Annotated in this window: 7 protein-coding genes and 1 pseudogene; 3 read left to right on the top strand and 5 right to left on the bottom strand. The window is 72.4% G+C overall.

Features of this window, described 5'->3' with window-relative positions; all coding sequences use genetic code 11:
• Positions 1-66 precede the first annotated feature (66 nt).
• Entirely contained in the window at positions 67-2,352 is a 2,286-nt protein-coding gene (locus PSEJ35_RS0104015) for a winged helix-turn-helix domain-containing protein (RefSeq protein ID WP_028916673.1), read from the top strand.
• Complete coding sequence (locus tag PSEJ35_RS0104020) at positions 2,349-2,567, top strand: hypothetical protein (RefSeq protein WP_028916674.1); 219 nt, start codon at positions 2,349-2,351, stop codon at positions 2,565-2,567. The genes PSEJ35_RS0104015 and PSEJ35_RS0104020 overlap by 4 nt, the downstream gene beginning before the upstream one ends.
• A 292-nt stretch (positions 2,568-2,859) precedes the next feature.
• Here PSEJ35_RS0104020 and PSEJ35_RS0104025 read toward each other — a convergent pair whose 3' ends face one another.
• A complete protein-coding gene (locus tag PSEJ35_RS0104025; RefSeq protein WP_232207569.1) occupies positions 2,860-3,747 on the bottom strand; it encodes an MnmC family methyltransferase in 888 nt (295 codons plus the stop codon).
• A 29-nt stretch (positions 3,748-3,776) separates the two neighbouring features.
• Positions 3,777-5,315 carry a hypothetical protein gene (locus PSEJ35_RS0104030; protein WP_037082288.1) on the bottom strand — a complete coding sequence of 513 codons (1,539 nt, stop codon included), beginning with the start codon at positions 5,313-5,315 and terminating at the stop codon, positions 3,777-3,779.
• Positions 5,316-5,652: 337 nt separating this feature from the next.
• On the opposite strand from PSEJ35_RS0104030, the gene PSEJ35_RS0104035 reads away from it, so the two are divergent.
• Positions 5,653-8,310 carry an EAL domain-containing protein gene (locus PSEJ35_RS0104035; protein WP_028916677.1) on the top strand — a complete coding sequence of 886 codons (2,658 nt, stop codon included), beginning with the start codon at positions 5,653-5,655 and terminating at the stop codon, positions 8,308-8,310.
• Positions 8,311-8,388: 78 nt separating this feature from the next.
• Here PSEJ35_RS0104035 and PSEJ35_RS0104040 read toward each other — a convergent pair whose 3' ends face one another.
• From PSEJ35_RS0104040 to treA, 3 genes and pseudogenes are all read right to left on the bottom strand, one after another.
• A complete protein-coding gene (locus PSEJ35_RS0104040; protein WP_084635419.1) occupies positions 8,389-10,872 on the bottom strand; it encodes a glycoside hydrolase family 9 protein in 2,484 nt (827 codons plus the stop codon).
• A 117-nt stretch (positions 10,873-10,989) separates the two neighbouring features.
• Positions 10,990-11,646, bottom strand: a complete 657-nt coding sequence (locus PSEJ35_RS0104045) for a glutathione S-transferase family protein (RefSeq protein WP_028916679.1) — start codon at positions 11,644-11,646, stop codon at positions 10,990-10,992.
• Between the two features lie 5 nt (positions 11,647-11,651).
• Positions 11,652-13,333, bottom strand: a pseudogene (gene treA / locus PSEJ35_RS15340) (alpha,alpha-trehalase TreA).
• Positions 13,334-13,416 lie beyond the last annotated feature (83 nt).

A 13,416-nucleotide genomic window follows, 5' to 3' on the forward strand; every position in this document is an offset into this window, starting at 1 on the left:
ATGAGGCCGCCGCGAGCCTTCCATGCGTATTCGCCGAAGCCGTGAGGCAACCATGAGGAAGTGGTGATGAAGCCCGAAGACCGGCCCGCGGACGCCGGTTCGGCGGCCACGCGCTACCGCTTCGACGGCATCGTGGTCGACGTCGCCGCGCACACGGTGGTGCGCGACGGCCAGGCCGTGGCGCTGGAGCCGAAGGCTTTCGCCGTGCTGGTGGCGCTGCTGCGGCGGCCGGGCGAGCTGCTGGGCCGGGACGAGCTGCTGGACCAGGTCTGGGGCCACCGCCATGTCACTCCCGGTGTGCTCACCCGCGCCATCGCCCAGCTGCGCGCCGCCCTCGGCGACGATCCGCAGCAGTCGCGCTACATCCTGACCCGGCACGCGCTGGGGTACTGCTTCATCGGGGTGCTGGAGCCGGAAGCGGCACCCGCGTCGACTGAATACGTGGAGGCGGGTCCGGCGACCGAACCGGCACGTCCCGCCGCCCCGACCATGGTCACCGACGCGCGTGCGCAGGACGGGACGCCGGCGCCATCAGCCGTGCCTTCCTCGCCCGGGCCGATACAGGCTCCGGTCGTCATCGACCGCGGCACCGCCGCCCCGGCGGATCCGCCCCGGCTCCCGGACCGCTCCCGCCCCGGCTGGGTCTGGGGCCTGCTCGTCGCCCTGCTGTTCGGCGCGATCGCCTGGTTCTGGCGCAGCCAGGACCGGCCGCCGGTGGTCCAGCAAGCCTCGATCGCGGTGCTGCCGTTCACCACGCTCAGCGACGACCGCGACGACCGCTATTTCGCCGAAGGCCTGTCGGTGGAGCTGCTCAACGCACTGTCCGGCGTGCACGGGCTGACCGTGGCGGCGTGGCGGCCGCCGGAGGCGATCGACCGCAGCCAGGACGTGCGCGGGCTGGGCCAGCTGCTGGGCGTGGCCACCGTGCTGGACGCCAGCGTGCGCCGCGACGGCCCGCGCCTGCGGATCAGCGCCCGCCTGTCGGATACGCGCAGCGGCTACACCTTGTGGTCGCGCAACTACGACGGCGACGCCGACACGATCTTCGACACCCAGACCGACATCGCCAACGCGGTGGTCGACGCGCTGCTGGACGTGCTGCCGGGGGAGCGCGAGAGCCTGCAGCGGAGGCTGGCGCCGACCCGCGACGCGGCCGCCTTCGGCGCCTACCTGGTCGGTCTCAAGCAGCTGGTGAACCCGCGCGGCGAGGACGCCCGCGGCCAGGCCGCGGCGCAGTTCCGCAAGGCGCTGGAAGCCGATGCCGGCTTCGCCCGCGCGCAGGCCGCGCTGTGCCGGATGGAGACCTGGAACTTCGAGTCCAACCACAACCCCGATGCCTTCGAATCGGCGCGCCTGGCCTGCCTGCGGGCGATGAACATGGACGGCTCGCTGGGCGAGGTGAAGCTGGCGCTGGGCGACCTGGCGCGCGCGCGGGGCGAGGCGGAGAAGGCGCTGGAGTACTACGACGCGCTGCTCGACGACCCGGCACTGCGCTGGCAGGCGCTGGCCGGCCGTGCCCAGGTGCACGTGGACCAGGGCCGCGAGGACGAGGCCATGCACGACTTCCGCCAGGCGCTGCTGGCCAGCCCCGGCAACGCCCAGGTGCACGCCGACCTGGGCTACCAGCAGTACCGGCTCGGCCACTATCCGCAGGCCATCGCCTCGTACCGCACCGCGGTATCGCTGCGCCCGGACGATGCCTGGTACTGGAGCATCTACGGCGGCCTGCTGCTGAGCGCCGGCGACGACCACGCCGCCGAAGCGGCGCTGCGCCGTTCGCTGGCGCTGGAACCGAACGAACCGGCGCTGAGCAACCTCGGCACGCTGCGCTTCCAGAGGGGCGACTACGCCGGCGCCGCCGACCTGTACCGGCGCGCCAGCGAGCTCAATCCCGGCGACTTCTTCTATGTCGGGTTCATCGGCGATGCGCTGGACGCCGATCCGGCGACCGCAGCGCAGGCCCGTGCGCTGTATGTGCAGGCGGCCGCGCTGGCGCAGCGCTATGTCGACGCCAGACCAGACGACGCCAAGGCGCTGGCGGTACTGGGCTGGTTCCGCGCGCAGCTGGGCGAGCGCGAGGCCGCGCTGCGGCTGGGCAAGCAGGCCCGCGCGCTGGGCCACGAGCCGGGCGAGGTCGCGGTCTACAACGCGCTGGCGCTGGCCGTGCTGGGCCTGCATGAAGACGCCGCACGCGCACTGCAGGACGCGCGCAAGGCCGGCATTCCCGAATCGCGCATCGCCACCCAGCCCGTGTTCCGGCGGACGGGACTGGTGGCGCCGCGTGACCCCGCCGCGCAGCCGCCGGCGGCCCCACCCGCAGCCGCGGGACCACCACGAGGAGAACCACCATGATCGCGACCACCGGAGAACGCCGCATCTCCATCGACCTGGGCGACGGGGTCTACGTCGACGTCGACGTCAACGATTTCGCGCTCAGCGGACCGGTCGTACCCAAGCCCAAGCCGAAGACGATCGCCGAACTCGTCGTCGACGTCAGCGACCCGAGCACCGACGGCGTCACGCCGGTGAAGATCGGCTTCAAGGTCGCGGTCGTCCACCGCAGGTAGCCAGCACGCGCGCCTGCCGCGGTGGCGCGGCGGGCGTGGAGATGGCCAGGCGACGATGCGGCTTGCCCGCATCGCCGCTCCCCGGCACGGTGCTTGCAGCGCCGCGGCAGCGTGCGCGCCACGCGCGCTGCGGTCGTGTCGACGCCATGGCCAGCCTGGTCCGGTGGTGGGCATCGCCGTAGAGCGGGGCTTGCCCCGCTGCTCTGGCTCCAGAACCAAGAGGCCGACCGCACGAGCAGCGGGCAAGCCCCGCTCTACAGGACGCGGAAGGGTGGCGGGATGGAGCGGGGTATCAGCGGCGCGTGGCCAGTACCCCATCCAGCGCCAGCTCCGCGCGGAAGCCGGCCTTTTCCAGGCGACGGGCGACCTCGCGCGGCACGTCGCGGCCGCTGGTCAGGCGGTTCGGCGCGCCGGTGTAGTGGAACAGGCGGCCGCCACGGCGCAGCACGTGCGCCAGCTGGTCGTAGAACGCCTGCGAATACAGTTCGCCGGCGATGCCGAAGCGCGGCGGGTCGTGCAGCAGCGCGTCGTACGACGCATCGGCCAGGGTGGCGATCGCCTGCGACACATCGCCATGGCGCAGCTGCAGGCGGCCGCCGCTGGCCTCCGGGTCCGGCGACCACGGGTTGATGTCGCGCAGCCACAGCACGTTCTCGTTCTTCTCGAACGAATCGATGCGCGCCACCCCCGCCTCCAGGCAGCACGCGGCGAAGTAGCCCAGGCCGCCGCAGGTGTCGAGCACCACCTTGCCGCGCGGCTGCACCAGCGCGACCTTGCGCCGCGCATCGTCCAGCGGCGATTCCTTGGAGGTCGGCAGCATCTTGATGCCGTCGATCTCGAAGGTCGGCACGTTCCATTCGCTCGGGACCAGCTTGATCAGCGAGCCGGCGTAACGCGAGACCGGCGCCCAGCCATCGCCGTCGAACCAGTAGACGGTGCGGTCCTTGAGCGTTTCCGGATACGGCCAGTCGGCGCCGTTCCACTGCCAGCGCTCCGCGCCGAGCCGTGCCTCGCCTTCGCTGCGGCCCAGGTCCAGCGAACCGCGCCACGCGGCATCGCCGCGCTGGCGGGCCTGCAACAGGGCGGCGGCGGTGTCGCGGGTGAGCAGGGGGCCGGTGTAGCGGGGCACGAGGTCGATGATGCGCGGCGAAGGGCGGGCATCGTACCCGAGCCGCGGCATCGGCGTGGCCCGGTGCGTCGCGTGGCCCTTCAGGTACCGGTGGTCCGGTAGAGCCCGTGGCGCTCGACGCGGCCCACGCGGCTGGCCGCTTCCAGCACTTCGGGCAGCGTGAGCAGTGTCTGCCAGCGTGCCTCGACCTCGACCGCGCCTGACAGGGGCGCGACCGCGCGATACTGCTGGAGCAGTTCCAGCGCCTTGTCGCGGTGGTCGTCGGAAGCCAGCATCTCCAGCAGGCCGCTGCGCGCCTGGTCCATGCGGTCCTCGCGCACCAGCGCCCGCAGCCACGGCTCCGGCCCGTCGCCGCGGTGTTCCCGGAGGTAGTCCAGGGCCGTGCGGGCGGCGTCGCGGTCGCCCTGCAGCCAGGCGGCGCAATGCTGGATCTCCGCCAGGACCACGCGCCCGTAGCCGCTCATGCGGTCGGCCGCGGCGATGGCCTCGATGGCTGCGGCGGGGTTGCCCAGTTCGCACTGGAAGCTGCCCAGGTTCAGCGCGTGGCTGACGTCGGGCGGGTCCACGCCCTGGTGCCCGGCCGCGCGGATGAACTGCACCAGCGCCTCGTCGATCCGCCCCAGCCGGCGCAGGGCGATGCCGCGCAGGTTGATGATCCACGGCAGCTCGTCCATGTCGTCGAACGGCTCCGTGCCGGGCATGGCCGGCGGCGCGAGCACCGCATCGGCCAGGCGCAGCATTTCCGCGTTCCCGCCGCCGGCCAGCAGCGCGTAGCCCAGTGCCACCCGCAGCCCGAGGTCGCGTGGCCGCGCATCGGCCAACCCGCGCAGCGTCGCGATCCGCGCAGCATTGGCGCGGGCGACGTCGAAGCGCGGATCGTCGCGGTCGACCAGTGCATCGAAGCGCGCGTCGCTGCGCAGCGCGACCAGCACGTCCGGCGAACGCATCCGCTGCAGCGTCGCGCGTGTGGCCGCTTCGTCGCCGCGGCGCAGGTGCAGCAGCGCAAGCTCGCGCCACAGTTCATCGGCGCCGCGGCCGTTCCAGTCCCCGCCGGAATCGAACAGGGCCTGCAGCAGCTCGAGCCGGACGGGCGCGTCCTTGTCCAGTCCATGGACCAGCTGCCCGAAGAGCAGCGCATCGAATGCCGCGAAATCCGCCTCAGTGCCGTCCAGCAGCGCCGGCCAGCGCCGGGCGAAGGCGGCCAGGTGGCCGGCGGCTTCTTCCAGCATGCCCATGTCGGCTTCCAGCAGGAGCAGCCAGTACCAGTCCTCCGCATGCCCGGGGGCCGCGTCCACCGCCTGCAGGTAGTACTCGCGCGCGGCCGGCAGGTCTTCCAGGGTGATCGCCAGTGCACCGGCCAGGACAAGCGCCTGGCGGCGTTCGGCCGGAGCGGCGGCGGCGAACTGCGGCTGGGCCATTGCCCGCGCGAGCAGGCGCGCGGCCTCGGCGTACTCGGCCTGTTCGACCAGGATCGAGGCGCTGCGCATCTGCAGCGCGAACTGCGAAGGCCCGTGCTGTTGGTTCTCCTGCGTGGCCGGCGCACCGTCACCGGCGGACGCCGGCCCCGGCGCGAGACCCGCCAGGGCCAGCCCCAGGACCCATCCCGCTCCTGCCCGCATGCCGCATCCTCCCCAGGTGCAGGGGCCATTAGAGCCGCGCGCCAATGCCGTTGCAATGCGACCGTTTTCCTTGCGTGGCTGCGTTCGCATTTCGCGGAGCCGACGCGGCCGCCGCCCACGACTTTCGTCGCACGGCCCCCGGTCTGGGGCCTCCTTCGGGCAGCGCATGGCACCGATGACAGCCAAAACAGGCCCGGGGCGGGTAGGATTACCGGGCCGCCGCCGCTGCAGCGAGGCTGCAGCGCGACGACAAGGGGGGGCGCCGCCGCTGCCAGGCCGCGCCATCGGGCAGGCGGGATCGAGGAAGTCCATGCCAGTGCCACACAACAAGCGGTCGATGTCCGGCGCGCGTGCCAGCGATGGCCCGCGGTCGCTGTTGGCCTCGCGCTCGTGGGCGCTGGTGCTGCTGGTGATCGGCCTGCTGGTCACCGCCGAGCTGGCCCGGCGCGAGTGGCGCCAGGCGCGCACGGCCGCCGATTCGCTGCACCGCTCGCTGGCTGACGCCGCGCCGGCCCAGGCGATCGAGCCGCTGCAGTCGACCGCGCACATCCTGCGCGCGATGCAGACCGTGTTCCTGTCCAACGACCGCCTGGACCAGGACCTTTTCCTGCAGTACCAGGAGAACCTGCGCGCGGACGAGCAGGTCCCCGGCTTCGTCACCATCGCCTACGCCGACCGCCATGCGGACGCGGCCGCGCGGGGCCGCGCGGTGTACCGCTACGCCTACGTGGCGCCGCTGGCCGGCAACGAGATGCTGCGCGGCGTCGACATCGGCACCCAGCCGCTGAACCTGGCCGCGCTGTATCGGGCGCGCGACACCGATGCGCCGGCGATGTCGGCGCCGTTCCCGCTCATGCAGTTCAAGGGCGGGACGGAGGCCGAGGCCATGGGCGTGACCCTGCGCCTGCCGGTGTACTCGCGCGGGCCGCGCCCGGAGAGCGTGGACGAGCGCCGTGCCCGCGAGCTCGGCGCGCTGGCGGTGAGCGTGCGCCTGGAACCGCTGCTGCAGCACGCGCTGCGCGGCCGCATCCTCGACTACATGCACCTGCACATCCGCGACATCGACGCCGTCCCGGGGCAGTCCACCGTGTTCGCCACCGGCGAACCGCCGCAGGACGCGCCGGTCGAGCTGCGCGAGGTCTCCTTCGGCGGCCGCACCTGGGAAATGCGCCTGTGGCCGCGCAGTTCGGCCATGTCCAGCGGGCGGACCGTGCTCGTGGCCGTGGCCGGGACCGTGATCAGCGTGTTGCTGGCGCTGCTGGCCCTGTCGGTGTCGAACACGCAGCGGCGCGCGCTGGAGCTGGGCCGGCGCATGTCGGCGCGCTTCGGCGAGAGCGAGGCGCGCTTCCGCGTGCTCAACGAGCTGCTGCCGGCGCTGGTCTTGCTGGCCGACGGCGAGGGCCGCATCGTCTACGCCAACCAGGCCGCGCGCGAGCACCTCGGCGCGGTCGTCGACGCGCCGCTGGTGTCGCTGTTCGCCGACCCGTTGCTGGGCGTGCAGGCGATGGCCGAGGCCGGTGGCGGCGGCAGCTGGGCCAGCCAGGAGGCGCTGGTGGTGCGCGCCGACGGCGGCATGTTCTGGGCCAGCGCCTCGCTGGCGCGGGTCGAGGTCGACGGCAAGCCGCACCTGCTGATGGTCGCCACCGACACCAGCGAGCAGCGCCGGCTGACCGAGCGCCTGCGCTACCAGGCCGCGCACGACGGCCTCACCGACCTGTGCAACCGCCGCGAGTTCGAGCGGCGCCTGCAGCTGGCGCTGGACTCGCGCGTCGGGTACATGGCGACGATGCCGTTCGCGCTGCTGTACATCGACCTGGACCAGTTCAAGCTGATCAACGACGTCTCCGGGCACATGGCCGGCGACCAGCTGCTGGTGCAGATGGCCCACGCGATGCGCCGGCAGCTGCGCCCGGGCGACCTGCTGGCGCGGCTGGGCGGCGACGAGTTCGGCCTGCTCGCCTTCGATGTGGACGCCACCGAGGCGCAGGCCCTGGCCGAGGAACTGCGCCGCTGCGTGGAAGGACTGATGTTCGTCTGGCAGGGCCGCACCTACACGATCAGCGCCAGCATCGGCATGGTCATGGTCGACCGCGAGGGCTGCACGCTGAAGGACCTGCTGGCCTGGGCCGACGCGGCCTGCTACCTGGCCAAGGAGGCCGGGCGCAACCGGGTCTGCTCGTACCGCGAGGACGAGGACACCAGCCGCCGCCACAGCGAGATGGAGTGGGTCAACCGCCTGCGCTGGGCGCTGGAGCAGGACCGCCTGCTGCTGGACTACCAGGAGGTGCTGCCGCTGGCGCCGGACGGCACCGCGCCGGTCCACCTGGAACTGCTGCTGCGCCTGCGCGAGGAGGACGGCGGCGTGGTCATGCCCGGCGCCTTCCTGCCCGCGGCCGAGCGCTACGGGCTGATGCCGGCGGTGGACCGCTGGGTGATCCGCACCGCGCTGGCCAACTTCAACCGCCTGCATCCGGTCGGCGGCACCCTGCGTACCTGCGCGATCAACCTGTCGGGGGCCAGCATCGAGGACGACGGCCTGGCCGACTTCATCCTCGACACCATCGCCGAGCACGGCGTGCCCGCCGAGTGCCTGTGTTTCGAGATCACCGAGACGGTGGCGGTGCGCAACCTGCAGAAGGTGGTGCCGGTGATCGAGCGGCTGCGCGCGGTCGGCTGCCGCATCGCCCTGGACGACTTCGGTGCGGGCATGTCCTCGTTCGGCTACCTGAAGAACCTGCCGTTGGACGTGATCAAGATCGACGGCAGCTTCGTCCGCGACCTGGGCAGCGACCCGATGAGCCGCGCGATCGTCAACGCGGTGGCGCAGATCGGCCACCAGCGCGGCCTGGTGGTGGTGGCCGAATGGGTCGATGGCGAGCACACCCTGTCGGTGCTGCGCGACCTGGGCGTGGACTACGGCCAGGGTTTCTTCCTGCACCGCCCGCAGCGGGTGGTGTTCCAGCGCCCCGAGGACGCCGACCGCCGCGTGGCGTGAGCGTGCGCGGCGCCGCATGGCGCTGCCTGCTGGCGGGTGCGCAAGGAGGCGGTGCCGGCAGGCACCGCCTCGACCCGCTCAGTCCTTCGCCGTGCCCTGCGCCTGCAGCAGGTCCTGCGCCGCGTGCACCAGGAACAGGTAGCGCGCGGCCAGGTCGATCACGTACTCGTTCTCGCCCCACAGGAACGGCCAGTCTTCCTTGTTCTCCGGGAAGTCGGGCTTGAGCACCAGCACGCCCGGCACCACGCCGCCGGCGATGAAGCTGAAGTCGGCGCGGTTGTTGCCGTAGGCGACCTGCTTGGACTGCGCGCCCACCGCCGAGACGAACGACAGGTTCGTGTCCGGGTGGGTGCCGTACAGGTAGTTCAGACCCTGCAGCGTCTGCTCGACGTCGAACAGGTCGGGATAGGCCTTGTGCAGCCAGTAGTTGCTGGTGGCCATGCCGACCACGGCGCTGTTGCCGGCCCAGCCGCCGCGGGTGATTGGCACGCCGTACGGGGTCTCGGCCAGCATCGGCGCCACCTCCTGCTTCAGGCGCACCGCGCGCTCGCGGAACTTGGCCCGGAACGCCTCGTCCATCTGCGGCAGCACGCGCACCACGCTGGCGGCGTTGAAGCCGAAGCGCGCGTCGATCGCCGGCCACAGCGCGGCGATGGCCTCGGCGTACTTGGCATCGCCGGTGGCCAGCAGCAACTGTACCGCCGCGCGCAGCTGCTCGTCCTGCGGATCGCCACCGGTGGTGTTGCCCACCCGGAACAGGTTGGGCTCGCGGCCGTGCTCGAACTCCCACACCTTCTTCGCGGTGGCCAGGCTTTCCCCGGCCAGCGCGTCGTTGTAGCCGCGCAGGGCGCGGCTGGCCGCGGCCAGGCCGGCGGCCGAGCCGTAGTTGAGCGCGGTGGTGGCGGTGGTGAAGGCCAGACGGTCGTCGTTCGCCGAATCCGGATTGTCCGGATCGTCGATCTTGCCGTCGGTCTTGGTGACCGCGTCGCCCAGGTGGGTGTACTGGCCCAGGTCCGGTTCGACGATGCCGGGGATGGCGTGGCCGAACACGCGGTGCTGGGCGATCAGCATCAGCGTGCCGTGTTCGATCTGCTGCAGCAGGTCCGGCACGCCATCGGGCTGGTGGATTTCCACGTGGCCGCGCTTCTGGTCGACCGTGGTCTCGTCGCGCAGCGGCCTGGCCAGTTCCCAGGTGTCGACCAGGGCCATCACCGTCGAGTAGTGGGTCTGGGTGCGCAGGTCGAAGTCGCCGGCGTCGAACCAGCCGCCGATCGCCAGGCCGGGGATGTGTTCGCCGGGCTGGAACGGCGAATCCAGCTCCGGGCCCTGGCCGTACAGGTCGAAGTGCTCCCTGCCCGGCGCGACCTGGCGCGCGTCGTCCATGTGCGAGCGGCCGTGCCAGACGCGGTAGGCCTCGTTCACCGAGACGTGGTCCATCTGCACCGGGAAGAACACGTCCAGGGTCGGGTGCCAGGCGCTGGCGTAGGCGTCTTCGGCGATGCGGAAGGCGGTGGTGCGCTGGCCATCGGCCTCGATCCGGTACAGGCCCTGTTCGCGCACGCCGGAGAAGTCGAAGGTCCAGTAGTCGTAGCGCAGGTACCGGCCCCAGCGCTCCGGCGCGGCGGCGGCGACCTCGCGGCTGGCGCCGTCGGCATCCACGCGCAGCAGACGCGCGCGGGCCGGGGCCGGCGCGTTGCGGTCGCGTTCGAGCACGGCGACCTTGCGCTGCGCGGGGTGGTAGCCGACCTGCGAGTGGCCGATCACCGTGGGCCGGGTCCAGCCCGGCACGGTGCTGGCCGACAGCGTCCACTCCAGCACCGGACCGGACTTGCCGGCCGGCAGCAGCGAGCGCACGACGTACCAGCCGTTCTGCGCCTGGTTGCGGCCGTCGTACAGGCCGAGCTCGGCGCCGGGGGAGTCGATGCGCACGCGGCGCTGCGGATCTTCCGGGGCCAGGGTGAGCGCGTGGCCGGTGGCCAGCGGCAGGCGCACGGTCGAACCGTCGGCGGCGCGGCCGCTGGGCCCGGCCGGGTACAGCGGCAGCTGGCCGCTGGCGCCATCCAGCAGCCAGGCCTTGCCGAAGTAGGCCGAGGGCAGGAACTCGAGGTTGAAGCCGGCCTTGCCTTCGAGCGCCGCCGGCAGCGGGCGGTCGAGCAGCACCTGCACGCGCAGGCCTTCGCCGTGCGGGGCCAGGCGCACCGTGTACTCGAAGTCGTGCATGTCGTAGCGCATGCGCGCGCTGACCGTGCCGCTGGCCGCGTCGACGCTGCGCTCCACCAGGGTCGCCACCGGATCCCACTGCTCGGGCGTGGGCGACAGGCGCACGTCGCCGTTGGTGGCGGTGCGCACGCCGTGGTGGATGAGTTCCACGCCGGCGATCTTCGAATCGCTGAAGTTGCCGTCGTAGGTGTTGTTGAACGCCAGTACGTCCAGGCCGCGGGTACTGAAGTAGCCGGCTTCGTTGAGGCGCGGGCCGGTGGCGGTGGCCATGCCGGCCAGCGGCAGCAGCACGAACAGGAGGGCGGAAGCGGCGCGGCGGGAAGGACGGAGCAGGCGGTTCATCGAGGGTCCCCTGGGGTGGAGTGTTAACGCTAACATCGCGCGCCGCCGGGTCCCCGTTGCGGCGCAGCAGTACGGCCCCGCAGGGATGCCGTCCTGCGGCGCCGCTGCCGCTTCTCCTCAGTCGCGATCCGGCGCGCCCAGCGGGAAATACCGCCGGAACGGCCGCGCCTCGTCGACCGCCCGCGCGAACGACGGCCGCGCCAGCAGCCTGGCGCGGTACGCATGCACGCGTCCGTGTTGCGGCGGGATCGGACGGGTCCAGTCGGCATAGAACAGGAACGGCGCCGCGCCGCAGTCGGCCAGGCTGAAGTCCCCGCCGGCGGCCCAGGGGCGGCCGGCGGCCAGGTGGCGCTCCAGCCACGCGTAGCGGGTCTCCAGCATGCGCCGCGCCTCGGCGACGCCGTACGCGTCGTGGTCGCCTTCGCCGCGCAGTGCGTCGAACACCACCTTCTGCTGCGGCGTGGACACGTAGTTGTCGAAGAAGCGGTCGAGCATGCGCACCTCCACCGCCCGCAGCGGATCGGCCGGCAGCAACGGCACCGGGCCGGGATGGCGCAGCTGCAGGTACTCGATGATGGTGCTGGCCTCCAGCACGGTGCGATCGCCATCGACCAGCACCGGGAAGCGCTTCATCGGCCACAGCGCTTCCAGCTGGCGGCCGTGCTCGCCGTCCTCGAGGTTGCGGAACTCGAATGGCGTGCCGTTCTCGTACAGGGCGACCAGCACTTTCTGGCAGTAGGAGGAGAACGGGTGGGCGTAGAGGGCCAGGGCTATCGGGGTCACTCGGAAGGGGACTCTGCCGGGCGACGTCCCGCGGGCGCCGGATTCGACATCGGCGCAGCCTGCTCCAGTTCCGGGTAGAGCGCCAGCAGCTGCAGCACCACGTCGTTGGTCCAGCCGAAGCCGTCCTGCAGCGGGTACTCGCCGCCGCCACCGCCCTGCAACGCGCCGTCGGCGTCGTACTTCTCCACCAGCCTGTGGTCGCGCGCGAACAGCGCCTGCACGTTGCCGAGGAAGGCGGCGGCGATGTCGCGCGCCAGCGCGTCCTCGCCATAGCGACGCAGGCCGTCCACCGCGATCCACTGCAGCGGCGCCCAGACGTTGGGCGCGTCCCACTGCTGGCCGCTGTCGACCGTGGTCGTGACCAGGCCGCCGGGCTGCAGCAGCTGCGCGCGCACCGAAGCGGCGGTGCGGCGCGCCCGCTCCGGCGTGGCGATGCCGGCGTGCAGCGGGAACAGCGCGGCGGCGGTCAACTGCGCGCGCGGCGTGTCGCTGCGCAGATCGAGGTCGGCGTAGTAGCCGTCCGCGTGCCAGAGATGGCGTTCGATCGCCTGCGCACGGGCCTTCGCGCGTGCCTCGAACTCGCGCGAACACCCGGCATCGCCGGCCTGCGTGCAGGCGGCGGCGATCGTCTTCTCGAGGTGGTGCAGCAGGCTGTTGAGGTCCACCGGCACCGTGTCGGTGACGCGCAGCGTGTCCAGCCGCATCGGATCGTCCAGCCAGCGGCTGGAATAGTCCCAGCCGCTTTCCGCACCGGCGCGCAGCTCACGGTAGTCGCCTGCGCCGGCCGCGAGGCCTTGGCCGCGGTGGCGCGGTCCTGGGCGAAGGATCCCGGCCGCGGGCCGGGATGGTCGTCCCAGTAGCGGTTGAGCAGACTGCCGTCGGCCAGGCGGACCCCGCGGCGGTGGGCGTCGCCCGGCGCCAGGCGGTCCTCGCCGTCCATCCACAACGCATGCTCGCGACGCAGCTGGGGCAGGTAGCGCACCGGCACGGCCGGATCGGCGCGCGCCTCCAGCTCGACCATGTGCGAGAAGAACGGCGGCTGCGAGCGACCCAGGTAGTAGCTGCGGTTGCCGTTCGGGATATGGCCCCAGGTGTCGAGCAGGTGGGCGAAGTTGTCCAGCATCTGCCGCGACAGCCGGTCCTCGCCGCTGCGTGCCAGGCCGAGCATGGTGAAGTACGAATCCCAGTAGTAGACCTCGCGGAAGCGCCCGCCCGGTACCACGTAGGCGTGCGGCAGCGGCAGCAGGCTGGCGTGCGGCGCCGGCTCCGGGCTGCGCCGGGTCAGCAGCGGCCACAGCGCCTCGATGTGCGCGCGCAGCGGCAGGTCCTGTCGTACCGGCGTGGGCGCCAGCTCCGACGGCAGCAAGAAGTTGCCTTCGGCGAAGCGGCGCAGGTTGAAGCCCGGTTGCGCGCGTGCGGCGAGGAAGGCCGCCTCCAGTTGCGCCGGATCCCGTCGCGGCACCGCATCGGCGAAGAACTTCTGGTCCTCGAACAGCCAGGCCTCCTGCACGGCGGCGAACAGCCGTGGCCACTCCTGGCCGGGCTCTGGCGGCTCGGCCGGCTGCCGCGCGGTGGCGATCGGCACCGCGCTCACCGGCGGCGCGGCGAAGGCGGGTGGAACCAGGCAGGCGAGGGCGAGCAGCACGCCGGTCAGCCAGCGGTGCGGGCGCGGATGCATGGAGGCCTCCGGGACGGTGGATCGCACCGATCCTCGCAAGGGCCGTGCGATGGTCGCGGCAAGGCGCGCGTGTGCAGCGTGCA

The sequence above is a fragment of the Pseudoxanthomonas sp. J35 genome, from assembly GCF_000513995.1.
Lineage (GTDB): Bacteria > Pseudomonadota > Gammaproteobacteria > Xanthomonadales > Xanthomonadaceae > Pseudoxanthomonas.

Bases quoted from the DNA above. Each gene is read 5' to 3' on its own strand.
- PSEJ35_RS0104030 (WP_037082288.1), bottom strand. From the start codon at position 5,315: ATGCGGGCAGGAGCGGGATGGGTCCTGGGGCTGGCCCTGGCGGGTCTC.
- PSEJ35_RS0104025 (WP_232207569.1), bottom strand. From the start codon at position 3,747: ATGCCGCGGCTCGGGTACGATGCCCGCCCTTCGCCGCGCATCATCGAC.
- PSEJ35_RS0104035 (WP_028916677.1), top strand. From the start codon at position 5,653: ATGTCCGGCGCGCGTGCCAGCGATGGCCCGCGGTCGCTGTTGGCCTCG.
- PSEJ35_RS0104040 (WP_084635419.1), bottom strand. From the start codon at position 10,872: ATGAACCGCCTGCTCCGTCCTTCCCGCCGCGCCGCTTCCGCCCTCCTG.
- PSEJ35_RS0104015 (WP_028916673.1), top strand. From the start codon at position 67: ATGAAGCCCGAAGACCGGCCCGCGGACGCCGGTTCGGCGGCCACGCGC.
- PSEJ35_RS0104020 (WP_028916674.1), top strand. From the start codon at position 2,349: ATGATCGCGACCACCGGAGAACGCCGCATCTCCATCGACCTGGGCGAC.